We start from the raw sequence: 15,953 nt of genomic DNA, 5'->3' as shown, positions 1-15,953 counted from the left end.
TGGTAGGCTCGTTGACGTGTCTACACGCAGCAGAAAGGTCTTTAGGGATAACTGTGAGTTTTGAGAAGCGCGATTCTAACGCTGTTTCTGGCGCACCCGACGATGCCACCGAGGTGCTCATACCCCAGGCCTACGACGATCGCACGGTTGCTCTTCCCCTTCGCCCCGGTGAGGACGCTACAGAGGTACTTCCGACTTCCCAGGCCCGAGCTACTTTTACGGACGATGACGCCACCGTAGTTCTTGCTGCCTCTACTCGCCCCCTGCCTGCACCTGGGGCTGCATCTAAATCCGCTTCAGAAGCTGGCTCCGACCCTACCCAGCTCCTAGAAACCCAGCCTTCATCCCGGGCAGCTTTCCATTCGGAGCCCCAGGGTGAGGCTATCAAGGCCAAGCTCCAGGCTGGTGCCGCTAGTAGCCTTGCAGCTGCTAAGACCGGTTTTGCTGCCGCCCAGACCGCAGCTCAAGAGGCAGCCCATAGAGTCAAGAAGGAACGCGCCGCCCGCGCCGCGGCCAAAGCCCGCGCCCAGGCTGCAGCCCCGCGTCCGGAGGCCGTCACCGCCCACCGGGTGCCCCAGGCCACCTATGGTGCCACTGCTGCCAGTACGCAAGGACGCCCCCGCCCCGGCTACCCGGCGCAGGCCCAGCCGGGCTACGGCCGTCCGCCCTACCAGCAGGCCCACTCGGGTGAGGACTCCCCCTCAGGCCGCTTGCATATGCTGACTCCCTCCCATATTCGGCAGACCCGACCCTCGCTCTGGACACTTATCCAGCACTTCTTTGCAGCAGGAACCCTCTTCTGCCTTCTGGTTGCGGCCTTTGTTTTCTTTATTACGACTCCAACCGGCCAGGAGCTCGATGAGATTTCCTTTCAGGAATTCTCCTACCAGTTCATGACCTACACCCAGCAGACCTCTACCCTGCTGGACTTTATCCCCACAGCTGCCGGTATTACCGCTGCTATTGGTCTCTTATTTGTGCTGCTGTGGAAGCACCGCTTTGTGCCTGCCCTGGTCGGCATCGCGATTGCTGCGGGGGCTAATCTGACGACCCAGCTGCTGAAGAACTACATCATCGTCAAGCCCAATCTGGGTATTCAAGAAGCGCTGGGTAACTCGGCGCCCTCCGGCCATACCACCTTTGCTGCGGCTGCAGGTCTGGCCCTCTTCCTAGCCTCCCCCAAGCGTTTCCGCCCCACCGTAGCGCTCATCAGCATGGTCTTTACGGTAGCGGCCGGTTACTCCACCGTAGTCAACGGCTGGCACAGGCCCGCCGATGTGGTCACCGCGATTCTAGTTACCGGGCTCTGGGGCGTACTAGGTCTGGTTATTCTGCGCTTCATGCGCTCCGAAGAACTCGATATGAGCGACACCCAGCGATCAGGACTGATTCTGGTTCCCCTGCTTTCTATCTCGGGATTCTTCTCGGGTTTCTGCGCTCTGGCCCTCTACTGGGTGACCTACACCAACCCGATTCCCGGCTCTGCCTTTATGGCAGCCATCTGCCTCATCGGGGCGGTAGCGGCGCTGACCACCAGCACCCAGGTGGCCCTCTTGCGCCCCCAAAATAAGAAGCGCAGCGCCTACCGCAGGGTCTGGGCCTACTAGTAGCAACCGCCTGGCCCCAAAGGCGAAGAATTTCAAAGACAAAGGGTTGCCCAGCTCAACGCTGGGCAACCCTTTTACTCGTCTACGAGCGGGAGCCTGACGGGTAGGAGGAAACCTAGCCCTGCCCCAGGGTGATGGGACCGGTGAGGCCGGACGCTGCATCCCCCTCGAAGGTGACGGTGGAGAGCCCCTGCCCCTCAGCCTCACGGGCTTCAAGCTTCATTAGGCGGTCAAGCAGAATACGGGTGGACCCGCCCGAATAGGGCAGCTGGTACATGGAGGCTGTGGTGGCCCCCTTGACCTTCTTCAGGGCAGAGTCAGCAATTTTCTGCACGGCATCTTCCATGGTGTCGGCCATGCGCTCGATAAAGGTGCTCTCTACCGGGGTGCCGTGACCGGGAACGAAGATACGGTAGCGGTCTAGCCCTGCCAGAGTTCGCAGGGTGCTGACCCAGAGTTCGGGGTAAGAATCGTCAAAAGCGGGGTCTGAGCCCTGCTCGATGATGTCACCGGCAAAGAGCACGTCGTCGACACCCACCAGCACGTCTCCGTCGGTGTGGGCCAGGCCCAGGTACATGAGGGTCACGGCCCGTTGTCCCAGCTCTACTCGGGTAAAGGCCGGGCGGGTGCCGTCACCGGGCAGAAAACGGGTGGGGACCACAAGCTCGGTGTTGGGGCCCTGCTGGTGGGCCATCTCAGGTTCTAGGACTTCAACGTAAAGACGCTGACGGTCACCGTAGCTTTCAATGGCCCGGGCAGCGCGGGGGTGGGCCCAGATATCGGTCACCCCGTCGGCTGCGAACACGGCATTGCCCATAAAGCGGTCGAAGTGCGCGTGGGTGTTGACCGCGACCAGGGGCAGGTCGGTGACCCGGCGGACCGCTCTTAGAATCTCAGCGCCCTGACGGGGCCCGGCACCGGTATCAATCACCATAGCCTTCTCTGCGCCCACGATCAGGCCGGAGTTAAGACGGTAGTTATCCGTTGAGATCTGATAGATACCATCGGCAATTTCAAGAGTTCTAGCCATACTCTCTAAGGTACTGGACTCAGGCAGGTGAGCAGCCTGTTTAAACCCCACTTGCGGGGTTATTTCTTGCCACACTGCACTTTTTGACAGCTCTCTGCCTACTCAGCGCAACCTTCTGTCATATTGCAAAAGCCTGTGAGCTACTAGACTAGAGGGGTGATGTCTTCTACTTCCGCCCCCGTTTCGCCCCCGTCCGCTCCTCTGCCCTGCGGCCGCTATGCGCCTTCCCCCTCGGGTGATCTGCACCTGGGCAACCTGCGCACCGCCCTACTGGCCTGGATGATGGCCCGTACCGCGGGAGGCCGTTTTGTGATGCGGGTGGAGGATTTAGACCGGGTCAAGAAGGGGGCAGCAGAGCGCCAGCTGGCCGACCTTGCTGCCCTGGGCATCGACTGGGACGGGGAGGTGCTCTACCAGTCCACCCGCCTAGCTGCCTATGCGGACGCCCTCGCCCGCCTGCGCGAGGCAGGGCTGGTTTACGAGTGCTACTGCACCCGCAAAGAAATTCAGGAGGCCTCCAGCGCCCCCCACGGGGCGCCGGGCGCCTACCCCGGCACCTGCCGTAACCTCACCGCAGCAGAACGTGCCGAGCGCAGGCAGCTGCGGCCGGCGTCCTTGCGCCTGAAAGCCCAGGTGAGCGAATGGACTGTCACCGACCGTTTCGCCGGGGAATACACCGACGCGGTCGACGACTTTGTACTGGTGCGGGCCGACGGGGTCTACGCCTATAACCTGGTCTGCGTAGTCGATGACGACTACCAGGGAGTTACCGAGGTAGTGCGCGGCGATGACCTGCTGCCCTCCGCACCCCGCCAGGCCTACCTGGCCCAGCTCTTGGGGCTGCCTGTACCCACCTATGCCCATGTGCCCCTAGCCCTGAACACCGAGGGCAAGCGCCTGGCTAAACGGGACGGGGCCGTGACCCTCGCCGAGCTCACCGCCGCCGGGGTCAGCACCGACCACATCATGCGCATGATTGCTGCCTCTATTCCGCTGCCCCCGCTCACCGGGGCGAGCGCTGGCGAAAGCGGCCCCCACCTGCCCGAAACCGCCGCTGAGATGCTCTCTGTCTTCAGCCCAGACCGTATCAAGCAGGCCCCCTGGACGGTGGTAGACCCGCTGCTTGAAAGCACCTGCGGGCTTTAGGAGGTGCTGTGAACCTCGCTGACCGCATACCGGCCGAACGCCGGGGCACCGCTGCCCTGCTTCTGATCCTCACTGGCTCCCTGGGTATTCAGATTTCAGCTGCGATTGTCTCGGTGCTCTTTACCAGCGTTGGCCCCACCCAGGTCGCCGCCCTGCGTGCTCTGATTGCCGCTGTGGTCCTGTGGGCGCTGGTGCGCCCTAACCCCCTTGCCCTGCGGCGGCGGGACCTTCCCCAGGTGCTGGTCTACGGGCTGGTGCTGACCCTGATGAGCGTCTGTTTCTACAACGCGGTGCACCATATTCCTTTGGGCGTGGCGGTGACCTTTGAATATCTGGGTGCCTTTGTGGTGGCTCTGCTCGGTGTGCGGCGCCTGCGCGACGGGCTCATTGCCTTTTTCGCCCTGGCCGGGGTTGTGATGATTGCAGGGCCTACCCTCGCGGGGGACGCCCACCCCATCGGCTTTATCTGGGCCCTCGGGTCAGCCGCCTCAATGGCCGGCTACACCATCTTCTCGGCCCGCATGGGTTCAGCGTCCGCCGCAACCAGCGGCCTGCGCGGCACCACCATGTCCCTGGCTTTTTCGGCTCTCATCCAGCTTCCCCTATCGGTGCCCGCCATGGCGGGGCTGGATGCGGACGACTGGTTCAAGCTGGCTCTCTCCGCCATCGTGGGCGTAGCCCTGGCCTATTCTGCCGATAACATCGCCGGGCAGCTGACCAGCGCCGCCGTCATCGGGGTACTTTTCTCCATCGACCCCGTCGTAGGGGCCATCGTGGGCACCTTCATGCTGGGTGAAGTGCTCTCTGTCTGGTCTTACCTGGGCATTGTGCTCATCGCTGCCTCCGGTGCCTACATCGTCTGGCGTACCAACAGGTCAGCCATCGCGGTAACCCTGCATACATCAGCCCTACCCGTGATAGATCCGCGCACTCAGGGGCACTCTTAAGAAAAGCTCACCGTTTTTGTACGAAGATTCTAAATAGCTTCAGGCGGCGAGATAGTCTCACCCAGACCCTCAGGGTGTAAGCTAACGCACAGACCAAAACGTGTGCCTCAGCAAATACCTCAAGTAATCTAAACAGGATACTTTAGAGAAACTGCATATAAGGGAAGGTGCGCCGACGCACCCACCCCAGCCCGCACGCCCTCGCCTACAACCCAAGGGGAGCTCATGAGCAACACCACCTACCAGCTGATAGCCCTGGCTATCTACTTCGCCGCCATGGTCGGCATCGGCATCTGGGCCAAGTCCAAGAACAACAACCTCGACGACTACGTGCTCGGCGGGCGCTCCCTCTCCCCCACCGCAGCGGCCCTCTCAGCGGGTGCCTCGGACATGTCGGGCTGGCTCCTCATGGGCCTACCCGGCGCCCTCTACATCACCGGCCTGGCTGAAGCCTGGATTGCCATCGGCCTAACTGCCGGTGCCTGGCTCAACTGGAAGTTCGTGGCCCCCCGCCTGCGCGCCTACACCGAGGTCTCCCGCAACTCGGTGACCGTCCCCTCCTTCTTCCACAACCGCCTGCGCGACCCCCGCGGTATCATCCGCATTTTTGCCGCCCTGGTCATCCTAATTTTCTTCACCTTCTACGTCTCTTCCGGCATGGTGGCCGGTGGCGTCTTCTTCCAGTCCTCCTTCGGCGGTAACTACCACACCGGCATGCTGCTGGTCGCCGGCATCACCGTCGCCTACACCCTCTTCGGCGGCTTCCTGGGTGCAACCTACACCGACGTCGTCCAGGGCCTGCTCATGCTCACCGCTCTGATTGTTCTGCCGATTATGGCCCTGGTTTACGTCGGCGGCTTCTCCGGCCTTGAAACCACTATCGAGTCCGTCAACCCCACCGCCCTCTCCTTCTTTGCGGGCACCACCGTGTTGGGCATTCTTTCCTCAGCTGCCTGGGGTCTGGGCTACTTCGGCCAGCCCCACATCATCGTGCGCTTCATGGGCCTGCGCTCAGCCCAGGACGCTACCGCAGGTCGCCGCATCGGCATCACCTGGATGATTGCCACCCTGGTCGGTGCCATGAGCGCCGGTCTTATCGGCATCGCCTACTTTGCCCGCCACCCTGAAGCCACCCTGACCGACACCACCAATGCTGAGTCAGTCTTCCTGGATATGTCCCAGATTCTGCTCCACCCCCTGCTGGCCGGGTTCGTACTGGCAGCGGTACTGGCAGCTATTATGTCGACCCTTTCCTCCCAGCTGATTGTCTGCTCATCTGCCCTAGCTGAAGACCTCTACAAGCTCACCAGCGGCGGCAAGGAACTCTCAGACGCCAAGGGCCTCTGGCTGGGCCGCGCGGGCGTGCTGATTGTCTCTGTCATCGCAGGTCTGCTGGCCTGGAACCCCGACTCATCCGTGCTCTCCCTGGTCTCCTTCGCCTGGGCTGGATTCGGTGCCGCCTTTGGCCCGATCGTGATTCTCTCCCTCTACTGGCGCAAGCTCACCGCCGCCGGTGCTGTAGCGGGCATGGTTGCGGGCACCATCACTGTCTTTGTCTGGGGCTACAACGAGGTTCTCTCGGGCTACATGTACGAGATCGTGCCCGGCTTCCTGGTCAATCTGCTCTTTGCCTACCTGGTATCGGTTGCCACCTACAAGGGTGACTCCGCCGCTACCCGCGAGATCAACGAAGAATTCGACCGCGCCGTGAAGCTCTCCCGCTAGCAGCTTCGTCTGGGTCAGGACGCCGCACCCCACTCCCCTGCCTGCGGGCAGGGGCACTGGGGGCGGCGTCCGTCCTTTTCTACGCGGAATGTCGTCGAAAGTTTCATCTGCGCGTGCATTGAACGCGCAGATGAAACTTTCAATTACAGACAAGGAATCAGCCCGGGGTACCCCTGGGTAGACTGGTGGCTATGACTAACGAACTTCCTGCCAAGGTTTCTGACATTTTCGATCCCCACCAGTGGCGCCTGGTTGAGGGCTTTGAGGACCTAACCGATATCACCTACCACCGCCAGGTGGAACGCAACGAGGCCGGTGAGATTCTGCGGGATCTGCCAACCGTGCGCATCGCTTTTGACCGGCCCGAGGTGCGCAACGCCTTCCGCCCGCACACCGTCGATGAGCTCTACCGGGTGCTGGATCACGCCCGCATGACTTCCAACGTGGGCACCGTGCTGCTGACCGGCAACGGCCCCTCTGCCAAGGACGGCGGCTGGGCCTTCTGCTCCGGCGGCGACCAGCGTATTCGCGGCCGCGACGGCTACCGCTACGCCGAGGGTGAGACCCGCGATTCGATTGACCCGGCCCGCGCAGGCCGCCTGCACATTCTGGAGGTGCAGCGCCTGATTCGTACCATGCCCAAGGTGGTTATTGCCCTGGTGTCGGGCTGGGCGGCCGGTGGCGGCCACTCCCTGCACGTGGTGGCTGATCTGACCATTGCCTCTGAGGAGTACGGCAAGTTCAAGCAGACCGATGCAACCGTGGGGTCCTTTGACGCCGGCTACGGCTCAGCCCTACTGGCCCGCCAGGTAGGCCAGAAGTTTGCCCGCGAGATTTTCTTCCTGGCTAAGGAATACGACGCTCAGCGCATGTACGAGATGGGCGCTGTGAATGACGTGGTGCCCCACGCCGAGCTAGAGACCAAGGGCCTGGAGTACGCGGCCCACATTGCCCGCCAGTCACCACAGGCGATTCGTATGCTCAAGTTCGCTTTCAACCTTCCGGACGACGGCATGGTCGGCCAGCAGGTCTTTGCCGGCGAGGCCACCCGCATGGCCTACATGACCGACGAAGCCGTCGAGGGCCGTGACGCCTTCCTTGAGAAGCGCGACCCCAACTGGGAGAACTACCCCTACTACTTCTAGCCGCCCACCGGCGTCCGCGCGCCCGGCTCAGAGCCGCGCAGACTAAGTGCCCATCAGACTCTCGTACTGCCCACCTTCCCTATGGACAGTACGAGAGTCTGATGGGCTTTCTTCTCTGTCTGAGCAAAAAATAAGACGATACTTCCCCTGCGGTGTGCGGTATTCCAAAGGAAAAAATATTAGCTCTTGAAGATACCGCCTCTCAAGCGTACAGTTTTCTGTACAGGAGGTTCTGATGAAAACTATGACCTACACCGAGTCCCGCGCCAACTACGCCCAGGTACTCGATATCGCGGTAGAAGACCTTGAAGAAGTCGTCATCACCAGGGCAGGGCGCGAACCTGCCGTCATTCTTTCACTTGCCGAATACGAATCGCTCAAAGAGACCGCTCATCTCTTACGTTCGCCCGCCAATGCTCGAAAGCTTTTAGATTCAATTGACGAGCTTGAGTCCGGTAGGGGCTCCAACCAGGCTCTTATCGAAGAATAAGGTCTGAGATGGAGCTGGTGTGGAGCAGTCAGGCCTGGGAAGATTACCTGTGGTGGCAAAGGCAAGATCGCAAGGTTCTCAAAAGAATCAATACCCTACTCAAAGATATCCAACGCAACGGTAACGAAGGCATTGGCAAGCCAGAGGCCCTGCGCAACAACCTCTCCGGCTACTGGTCCCGCAGAATTACCGAAGAGCACCGTCTGGTCTACAAAATCGTGGGCAACTCTGTGCGTATTGCAGCGGTGAGGTACCACTACGAGTAGACGCCGCAGCCAAAAGAAGAAAAACTGAGGTTCCACCAGACTCTCGCACTGCCCACCTTCACTGTGGACAGTACGAGAGTCTGGTGGGCATCTGTTGGAGCCTTGCCCCATAGACGCTCCACAGCGAATTGCGTATGTCCCTTCCGCATTCACCCTGCTGCGATGGTTTAGAGTTGATAAGCAGTTATCACCACCACACATTTTCTTTAAAGAGATTCATGGCCGCCGCATCCCGCCCAACTAAAAATTTCAGAAGCGATATACAAGCTCTAAGAGCTATCGCCGTCCTTCTCGTTATTGGCAACCACTTCTGGCCGAACTTCATCACCGGCGGATATATCGGGGTAGATATATTCTTCGTCATCTCGGGCTACCTCATCACGCTTCATCTTCTCAAAGAGCTCAGACAACGCAATACCGTCAGTTTTAAACACTTTTACGCGAACCGGGCTCGACGCCTGCTCCCGGCCGCGATCTTCGTCGGTGCAGTTTCTTTCATCGCAACGCTGGCACTTGCACCTGTAAGTTATTGGGGTCGCACCGCCTGGGACTTCTTCGCGGCGAGCGCCTATTTTCACAACTGGAATCTGTATGCCTCTGCAACAGACTATTTCGCCCAAGACAGCAACCCTACGGTGTTTCAACACTACTGGTCCCTGTCAGTTGAAGAGCAGTTCTATCTCATCTGGCCGATAGCGCTTACGCTGCTATTTCTAGGAGCTTTCAAGGTAAAAACATTCCTTGGGGGCAACTCACGCTTGCAGAACCTGGTGTTAGGTTCAGGTGTTTTCACGTTACTTATTCTGTCTCTAGCATTCGCTCAAAGCCAGGTAGCATCTGGTCAGGCTGGGGCATATTTCAATACATTTACTCGCGTCTGGGAGTTTATGGTAGGCGCTCTGGTCGCTCTTCTCTCCCCGCTGTTTTTCTCGCTCAACAAGGCCTTCGATAATAGCTTCTACCCCAAGCTTCTCCGCAACCTAGCTCAGCTTGCAGCCTACCTCGTACTTCTGAGCTCAGCCTTTCTCTACACGGAAGAAAGCGAAGTACCCGGTTTAAGTACGCTAGCTGCGGTTCTTGCCGCTGCTGCCGTTATTGCAACAGGGCCGTTCACCTTTATGCCTTGGTTACGGTTTCTTGTTGAGGGGCGCCCTACGCAGTCCATCGGGGATATGTCGTATTCCCTGTATCTCTGGCACTGGCCTGTGGCCGTCCTTCTGCCCTTTGCCCTCGGCCACGCTGCCGAGTGGTGGACCTATATTGTGGTGCTTCCGCTTGTCTTTCTGCTGGCCTTCACGACGCAGAAGTTCATTGAAAACACCTTTCGTTTCAAGTTTAAGCCCCTCTTTGCCCCAAAAACTGTTTTCATCTCGGTTATCGCTACGTTAGCTCTTATTGGCACGAGTTCTGCAGCAACCCATTTCTATGCCCAGCAGTACTCTGCCCGTCAACAGGCGGAAATCCAGGCAAGTATGAACCAGGTCGCGGGTTCTGCGTCAGATACCAAAACATCGGGTGAAGAAAAAGAGACAGCAGAGATTAGCTGTGTTGGGGGTATGGCCCTTGTAAACACTGAGCACTGCAAGGAGGCCTTCACAGCAGAGCCTGTAATCGCTGCTGGCTCAGAAAGCGAAGCACCGTGGATACCGCTTGACCAAGAATGTGAAGTTCTTGAATCAACTGAGGTCCCCAACGGCGGGTCAAGGGTCAAGATTCACTGCAACTACGCTGCGGAATCGGCAGACCCCACGAAGGTCTGGTTTATCGGTGACTCACATATTGATCACTGGCGCCCAGCGGTTTACCCTATTGCCCGCGAAAAACAGTGGGATATGACGTTCTTTAGTCACTCAGGTTGCTCCCTCTGGGAGACTCCCCTGACCTACTGGCTTGCTCCTGGACGCCAGGTGCCCGTTGCCCAGACATTTTCAGATACCTGCCCCAAGTGGCCCGGCCGTGTCCTCAACGAGGTAACTCAGGAGAAGCCAGATTTAATTGTTATCGGTAACTACTCCAGTAGCCAGGGCCTTGAAAACGGTAGCGGCGCTCCCCAAGAAAAGCAGTATGCGAAAGCAATGAAACCCTGGATTGATCGTTGGCAGGCGCAGGGCAGCAAGGTGGTTGTTGTTCGTGATGTTCCTACCGCGGGTTCTTCAGTTGGCCCCGATTGCGTATCGTATTCAGGCACGCAGTGCGTAGCATCCGCCGGTACTGTCTTATGGCCAGATCCCCAATTTGAGGCAGCCCGCTCTTTGAACATCCCCACCATCGATATGACCGACTACCTCTGCCCCGACAATTCATGTCACGGGGTAATTGGCGGAATTCCGGTCTATTTCGACACCAACCATCTATCGAAGAGTTACAGCATGTCTCTGTCGGCCCCGCTGAGTGAGAAGCTAGACGAAGCGCTTAAAGAATAAATATAAGTAGGATGCCCCGCCCCACCTTTTCCACGGAAGGCAGGGCGGGGCGTCCTTACATTCGACCTAAAGTCTAGGCCTCAGGGCCTGCCATACGGCGGGCAGCCTTGCGGTTGTCAATGGCGCGTTCTTCGAACTCCAGCTCGATGATGCGCAGCTTATTCTTGCGGTGCCAGGTTAGCAGCACGTTAACCAGAAAGACCAAGAAAACCAACATAAAGACCAGGTAGGCCAGGCCAATCACAGAAAGAACGGCCTCCCCGGCAGTGGGCACCAGCGGGTTAGTAGCAAGTACAGTCATGGGTTAGGCTCCCTTGTCGATGTTGCCTGTGGCACTCTCATCCAGGCCCAGGCGCTTACGAATCACCCGGATCTCGGTCTTATTTTTCTTATGGAACCCCAGGAGCACTACAAAAAAGAGCACCAGCAGGGCCAGATAAAGTAGCAGAATCGCGATTTCTGCACCGGTTACTTCAAGCATGGGTTGGCTCCTATCTCGACCTTGAGAAGCAGAAGGTGTTACCTACAAGATTACCAAGTAGGCATACTATCTGGCAATAATCACCAGGCGTAGACTAAAAAGAGCCATGACACTAGATTCCCTTACCCCACTCCCCGCGCCTGCCCTGCCCGGGCCGGGCAGCGTCGTCCGCGTCGGAGCAGATCAGCCCACCAGCCCCACCCAGCAGGTCACCGAAGCCCTGTACACCTTCAGCACCTGCTTTACAGAGCTAGAGAGAGGGCAGGACGCACCCGCCCTGGTGGTCACAACCAGCGGCTCCACCGGTGCCCCCAAACAGACGGTGCTCTCTACCTCGGCTTTACGTGCGTCGGCTCAGGGTACAGAGGCAGCGACCGGGACAAGCAGCGCCCAGTGGCTCCTGGCCCTGCCCCTGCAGTACGTTGCCGGGGCGCAGGTGGTGGCGAGGTCTGCCCTGGCAGGTACCGTCCCCGTCCTGACCGATTCAGTCAGCGAGGGCACCCGCTTCACCGCCCAGGATTTCGTCAGCTCCGCCAAAAAACTCTCAGCCCCGCACCGGCTGGTCTCCCTGGTACCCACCCAGTTACACCGCCTGCTGGAAACCCCGGAAGGGCCCCTCCGCACCGAAACCCTCGATGCGCTGCGCTCTTTCTCCGCGATTCTTCTGGGCGGCGCCCCGGCCAGCGCCGACCTCATCAGCACCGCCCGCGACCTGGCACTGCCGGTGGTTCGCACCTACGGCTCGGCTGAAACCGCAGGCGGCTGCGTCTATGAAGGTAAGCCGCTGCCGGGCGTCCGCGTGCAGATAGAATCTGAAGCCACCGATCCCGAAGCTCCCGGGCGTATCTGGCTGGGTGGGCCCACTATTGCCAGCGGCTACGCCAAGGACCCGCAGCGCACCGCCGCCCACTTTTTCGTCGATAACAATGGCACCCGCTGGTACCGTACCGACGATTTAGGCACCCTTGATTCGCTGACCGGCTCCCTCACCGTCACCGGGCGGGCCGATGATGTGCTGATCTCCGGAGGCGTCAAAACCAGCGCGGCAGCGGTAGCCACCGCCCTCGAAAGCCACCCGGACGTACGCGAAGCCCTGGTTGCCGGGGTTCCGGACGCCCGCTGGGGCACCGCCATCACCGCAGCTATCACCCCGGTAGCCGGCAGAAACATCCAGCCCGGCGAGCTTACGGACGCCCTCCCCCGCCTGGTAGCAGAAAAGCTGGGGGCAGCGTCCGCACCTAAACTCATTGAAGTGCTACCGGAGTTCCCCACCCTGCCCACGGGCAAGCCCGACCGGCGGGCGGTTCAGGCCCTCCTAACAGCGGCCTGGCAGACCCAGCAGGGCAGCCGGGGCACATCACGCGGCAGCTAGCGGGCACCGACCGCTAAAAAGTGAGAGAATAGTGTGTATTTGTGGTGGCACAACGCCAGGTAAACATTTGGGCTGATAAGGAGCAAGGCAGTGGCAACGGTTGCACAGTGGATTGAGGGGGCGCGCCTACGCACGCTCCCCCTGGCGGCAGCTCCTATTATTGCGGGGTCTGCGGCGGCCTACGAGGTGCACCAGTTCAAGCCCGTCCGCGCCCTATTGGCTTTCTTGGTGGCCTTCTTCTTGCAGGTGGGCGTCAACTACGCCAACGACTACTCCGACGGCATTAAGGGCACGGACGAGGTGCGCGTAGGGCCCCTTCGTCTGGTCGGATCGGGCGTGGCCAAGCCCTCCCACGTGAAGGTGGCGGCCTTTATCTGCTTTGGTCTGGCGGGGGTCAGCGGACTGGCCCTGATTATGCTCTCCCAGCAGTGGTGGTTCCTGGCCATCGGTGCCTCGGCTGTGCTGGCGGCCTGGGGTTACACCGGCGGCAAGCGCCCCTACGGTTACATGGGCCTGGGCGATATTTTCGTCTTTATCTACTTTGGCCTGGTCGCCACCCTCGGCACCATGTTTACCCAGAGCAACCAGCTGACCCTAGCTTCCTGGGTCTTTGCGGTTGCTCTCGGACTGTTCTCCTGCGCCCTGCTCATGGCTAACAACGTGCGCGATATCCCCACCGATATTGAAGCGGGCAAGAAAACCCTGGCAGTGCGCCTAGGTGACCGGGCATCGCGCATCACCTACGCCGCCGAGATGGGCCTGGGCCTGGGTCTGACCGCCCTGCTAGTACCCCATAACCCCTGGTATGCCCTGGTCTTTATTCTAATTGGGCCGGTCGTTCATTCAGCCCTGGTGGTACTCTCAGGGGCTCTGGGCCGCAACCTCATTCCGGTGCTCAAGCAGGCTGGCATTATTGCGCTAATTTACTCGCTTCTGGTGGCTCTTGCCGTGGTCCTGCACCCGCTCGAAATCTTTGCTGAGCGGGCTACCGTCTTTACCGGCTATTAAAGACCCTGGCTACGTCGGGCCGCTTCGTCTAGCTCGTCTTCAAACGCCTGATTTTCATCTTCAACCCTTGTTTTCTTGGGCTTGTTCTTGCGGCAGATCATGCGGTTAAAGTCGGCTGCTGCGGCGTCGTGTAGGCGGGGGAAGGCCAGGTAGCAGATGGCGAAGCCAATGATGGCGCCGAAAATAATGGCCAGAATGAAGCCCACGCCAAAATAGTAGGAAGCAAAAAAGGCGGCGGCTGAAAACAGCAGGCGGAGCAGGGAATACTTCAGAAAATTCACCCCCTCATTCTACCAACCTGCTGGTGGTGCCTAATAGGAGGCGGGCGCGTCCGCTCATCTAGCACGCTGTGAGCGCACAAAGCGGGGTGGGCGGGCCTGTTCATGGAAAAATGGGGGTATGGGTAGAGCTATTTTGATTATTGGCGGCGCCGCTCTTCTGCTAGGCGTGTGGATTTATTCGATTCTGGACGCCGCCCAGACCGACCGTTTGCGCGTTCGCACCCTGCCCAAGGGGGCCTGGCTTGCTGTGCTGGTGCTCTTTCCGCTGCTGGGGTCGGTGCTCTGGTTTTGGTTGGGCCGCCCCCGCGGGTCACGCCACGGGTCTTTTGGGGCCCCTGTTACCAAGCCGCCGGTGGCTCCCGACGATGACCCTGAGTTTTTGAAGTTCTTGGAGGCCCGGGCCCGGCGCGAGCGCCAGGACGCCGAGTGGCAGGAACGCAAGAAGCGTAAGGACGCCGGTGGGCAGGGCTCTGCCCAGGGCGAGGAGGCCACCGAGCCGGACGACGAGTCCTAGTTTTTTCGAACTCCACGTTTTGTCACGAACCCCACGGTTTACAGGTGAGGCTCGTGACAAAACGTGGGGTTCGCTCTTATTTCTTAGCCTGGCGGTAGGTTCGGTAGTTCTTACAGAGCTCTAGAACCAAAACGCAGGCCACAAAGATAAAAAGGGGCAAACGCCAACTTAGGCTGGCCGAATCTGGAGTAGCCCACAGCCCATAACCCCAGAAACCAAGACAAGCGATCATCATGAGGGAATAGAGGTAGAGCCGGTAGGGCTTGACCTTCTTTTGTTCTGAGAGGGAACGGGCATAGGCTACCGGGTGACCGAATTCTTCCAGGTAGCTACTGCCGCTTTCGCGGGCATGTTCTTTGACCCGGGAGACTTCTTCCCGTACACGGGCATCCGAAATATCGCCCCGCTTCCAGAGCTCCTGTTTGAATCGTGCAAGCCAGGTTTCGGGCTGACTGTAGTTATCGGTGCCTTCCATCACGTGAGTAGACCCCTTGGGAAGAGCAAGTGCAGCCAAGCCTCCTAGCAGAGCAGAGCCTGCTGCTACAGGCAGATGAAACCAGGCAGGAAAAGTTGCCGTCACAACCTCGTAGGACCAGAACAGCAGGAAAGCTATACCGCATGCGAGAACAAGAACAATCAGAGCCGATACCGCAACACCTGATGTAAAACCGAGCTTAGACCGAAGCCGCTGGAAGAGGGCAGTTGAAAATATGACGGCAAATCCTAGGAAGGCTGGGAGTAGGTAGAAGGCCACCGGCTGGGAGCTCGGCCTATCGCTGGGTAGTACGCTGACCACCCAGAAAAACAGGCTAAAGGCGGCGCTCCCAAAGAAACCTGAGATGATTCCCGTTCTTAGGGTCAACGGTTCGTCCTCGGAAAAAGCCTGGGTCCTCTTTTCGCGCCAGGTGGTGATTTTTTCTGCGGCCCATTCCTGAGGGCTACCGTAGAGGTTCGTGGCGCTTTCGCCGCTTTCTGCGACCTGTCTAATGACGCGGTTGATGGCGCTTTCGCTGGTGACTGCTTTGACACCGTTTGTAGCGAGGGTCGCAAAGGCAGTTTGTACCCAGTCTGTGTCTGCCGGGTTGTCGCTGGCTTCTTCGATTGCGACGGTCAGGCGTTCGTAGGGGTTGTTTGCCATGTCTCCTCCTTGAGTCATATAGAAACGTCTGGTGGGTTTAGGCTCCGAGGGCGCTAGTGAGCCGGACCAGGGTAGCTCGTTCGTCGGCGAGCTGGCGGGCGCCTGCGTCCGTCAGCCGGTACTGACGGCGGGCAGGCCCGCTCTCCCCTTCCGTCCAGCTGGTGGTGACGTACCCGGCTTCTTCGAGCTTGGAGAGAGCCGGGTAGAGGGAGCCGCCGCGCAGGCGTCCGTAGCCCATCTCTTCCAGGCGGGTAGCCAGGCCATAGCCGTGCAGGTTTTCTTGAGCCAGGCAGGCCAGGACGGCGGTGGGCAAGGTTGCCCGCACCAGGGCCGGCGGGTAGGTGGTGGGGTTCATGAGCACCTCCTTCTGTATCTAAGTA

General features: G+C 59.7%; 17 protein-coding genes. 11 read left to right on the top strand and 6 right to left on the bottom strand.

The genetic code is table 11. The features are described from left to right. Positions 1 to 53: 53 nt before the first annotated feature. A complete protein-coding gene (locus L7A20_RS04315) occupies positions 54 to 1,607 on the top strand; it encodes a phosphatase PAP2 family protein (RefSeq protein ID WP_237222527.1) in 1,554 nt (517 codons plus the stop codon). Between the two features lie 115 nt (positions 1,608 to 1,722). Here L7A20_RS04315 and L7A20_RS04310 read toward each other — a convergent pair whose 3' ends face one another. Continuing rightward, positions 1,723 to 2,637: an MBL fold metallo-hydrolase gene (locus L7A20_RS04310; RefSeq protein WP_237222526.1), complete on the bottom strand. Its 915-nt coding sequence runs from the start codon at positions 2,635 to 2,637 to the stop codon at positions 1,723 to 1,725. A gap of 159 nt (positions 2,638 to 2,796) precedes the next feature. Between L7A20_RS04310 and gluQRS the strand changes: the two genes are divergently transcribed. The 7 genes from gluQRS to L7A20_RS04275 all read left to right on the top strand — a co-directional run bounded on the left by gluQRS (position 2,797) and on the right by L7A20_RS04275 (position 10,779). Continuing rightward, positions 2,797 to 3,783, top strand: coding sequence for a tRNA glutamyl-Q(34) synthetase GluQRS (gene gluQRS / locus L7A20_RS04305; RefSeq protein ID WP_237222525.1), 987 nt, complete (start codon positions 2,797 to 2,799; stop codon positions 3,781 to 3,783). Positions 3,784 to 3,791: 8 nt separating this feature from the next. Next, positions 3,792 to 4,730: an EamA family transporter gene (locus L7A20_RS04300; RefSeq protein WP_237222524.1), complete on the top strand. Its 939-nt coding sequence runs from the start codon at positions 3,792 to 3,794 to the stop codon at positions 4,728 to 4,730. A gap of 225 nt (positions 4,731 to 4,955) precedes the next feature. Next, the gene (gene putP / locus L7A20_RS04295) at positions 4,956 to 6,455 is read left to right on the top strand and encodes a sodium/proline symporter PutP (RefSeq protein WP_237222523.1); all 1,500 of its coding nucleotides are present in this window, start codon (positions 4,956 to 4,958) and stop codon (positions 6,453 to 6,455) included. Between the two features lie 191 nt (positions 6,456 to 6,646). Next, a complete protein-coding gene (locus L7A20_RS04290) occupies positions 6,647 to 7,600 on the top strand; it encodes a 1,4-dihydroxy-2-naphthoyl-CoA synthase (RefSeq protein WP_237184975.1) in 954 nt (317 codons plus the stop codon). A 235-nt stretch (positions 7,601 to 7,835) separates the two neighbouring features. Then, complete coding sequence (locus tag L7A20_RS04285; RefSeq protein ID WP_237222522.1) at positions 7,836 to 8,090, top strand: type II toxin-antitoxin system Phd/YefM family antitoxin; 255 nt, start codon at positions 7,836 to 7,838, stop codon at positions 8,088 to 8,090. Positions 8,091 to 8,098: 8 nt separating this feature from the next. Continuing rightward, positions 8,099 to 8,356 carry a Txe/YoeB family addiction module toxin gene (locus tag L7A20_RS04280; protein ID WP_237222521.1) on the top strand — a complete coding sequence of 86 codons (258 nt, stop codon included), beginning with the start codon at positions 8,099 to 8,101 and terminating at the stop codon, positions 8,354 to 8,356. Positions 8,357 to 8,574: 218 nt separating this feature from the next. Next, positions 8,575 to 10,779, top strand: a complete 2,205-nt coding sequence (locus tag L7A20_RS04275; RefSeq protein ID WP_237222520.1) for an acyltransferase family protein — start codon at positions 8,575 to 8,577, stop codon at positions 10,777 to 10,779. 73 nt (positions 10,780 to 10,852) lie between these two features. On the opposite strand, the gene L7A20_RS04270 is transcribed toward L7A20_RS04275, so the two are convergent. Next, the gene (locus L7A20_RS04270; protein WP_237199593.1) at positions 10,853 to 11,080 is read right to left on the bottom strand and encodes a hypothetical protein; all 228 of its coding nucleotides are present in this window, start codon (positions 11,078 to 11,080) and stop codon (positions 10,853 to 10,855) included. Between the two features lie 3 nt (positions 11,081 to 11,083). Then, complete coding sequence (locus tag L7A20_RS04265) at positions 11,084 to 11,260, bottom strand: hypothetical protein (RefSeq protein WP_237222519.1); 177 nt, start codon at positions 11,258 to 11,260, stop codon at positions 11,084 to 11,086. Between the two features lie 106 nt (positions 11,261 to 11,366). On the opposite strand from L7A20_RS04265, the gene L7A20_RS04260 reads away from it, so the two are divergent. After that, positions 11,367 to 12,632 carry an AMP-binding protein gene (locus L7A20_RS04260; RefSeq protein ID WP_237222518.1) on the top strand — a complete coding sequence of 422 codons (1,266 nt, stop codon included), beginning with the start codon at positions 11,367 to 11,369 and terminating at the stop codon, positions 12,630 to 12,632. A gap of 90 nt (positions 12,633 to 12,722) precedes the next feature. Then, positions 12,723 to 13,640, top strand: coding sequence for a 1,4-dihydroxy-2-naphthoate polyprenyltransferase (locus L7A20_RS04255; RefSeq protein WP_237222517.1), 918 nt, complete (start codon positions 12,723 to 12,725; stop codon positions 13,638 to 13,640). Here the strand turns inward: L7A20_RS04255 and L7A20_RS04250 are convergent. Further along, positions 13,637 to 13,921 carry a DUF4229 domain-containing protein gene (locus L7A20_RS04250; RefSeq protein ID WP_237222516.1) on the bottom strand — a complete coding sequence of 95 codons (285 nt, stop codon included), beginning with the start codon at positions 13,919 to 13,921 and terminating at the stop codon, positions 13,637 to 13,639. The genes L7A20_RS04255 and L7A20_RS04250 overlap by 4 nt on opposite strands. A gap of 118 nt (positions 13,922 to 14,039) precedes the next feature. Between L7A20_RS04250 and L7A20_RS04245 the strand changes: the two genes are divergently transcribed. Beyond that, entirely contained in the window at positions 14,040 to 14,435 is a 396-nt protein-coding gene (locus L7A20_RS04245; RefSeq protein ID WP_237222515.1) for a PLD nuclease N-terminal domain-containing protein, read from the top strand. A 76-nt stretch (positions 14,436 to 14,511) separates the two neighbouring features. On the opposite strand, the gene L7A20_RS04240 is transcribed toward L7A20_RS04245, so the two are convergent. Together L7A20_RS04240 and L7A20_RS04235 are read right to left on the bottom strand one after the other, a co-directional pair. Next, entirely contained in the window at positions 14,512 to 15,573 is a 1,062-nt protein-coding gene (locus tag L7A20_RS04240) for a hypothetical protein (protein WP_237222514.1), read from the bottom strand. Between the two features lie 37 nt (positions 15,574 to 15,610). After that, a complete protein-coding gene (locus L7A20_RS04235) occupies positions 15,611 to 15,928 on the bottom strand; it encodes a PadR family transcriptional regulator (protein WP_237185002.1) in 318 nt (105 codons plus the stop codon). Positions 15,929 to 15,953: the final 25 nt, after the last annotated feature.

It is taken from the genome of Rothia nasimurium, from assembly GCF_928381415.1.
GTDB lineage: Bacteria > Actinomycetota > Actinomycetes > Actinomycetales > Micrococcaceae > Rothia > Rothia nasimurium_H.
Note: the sequence above shows the minus strand (reverse complement) of the source record. Positions and strands in the feature narration are given on the sequence as shown.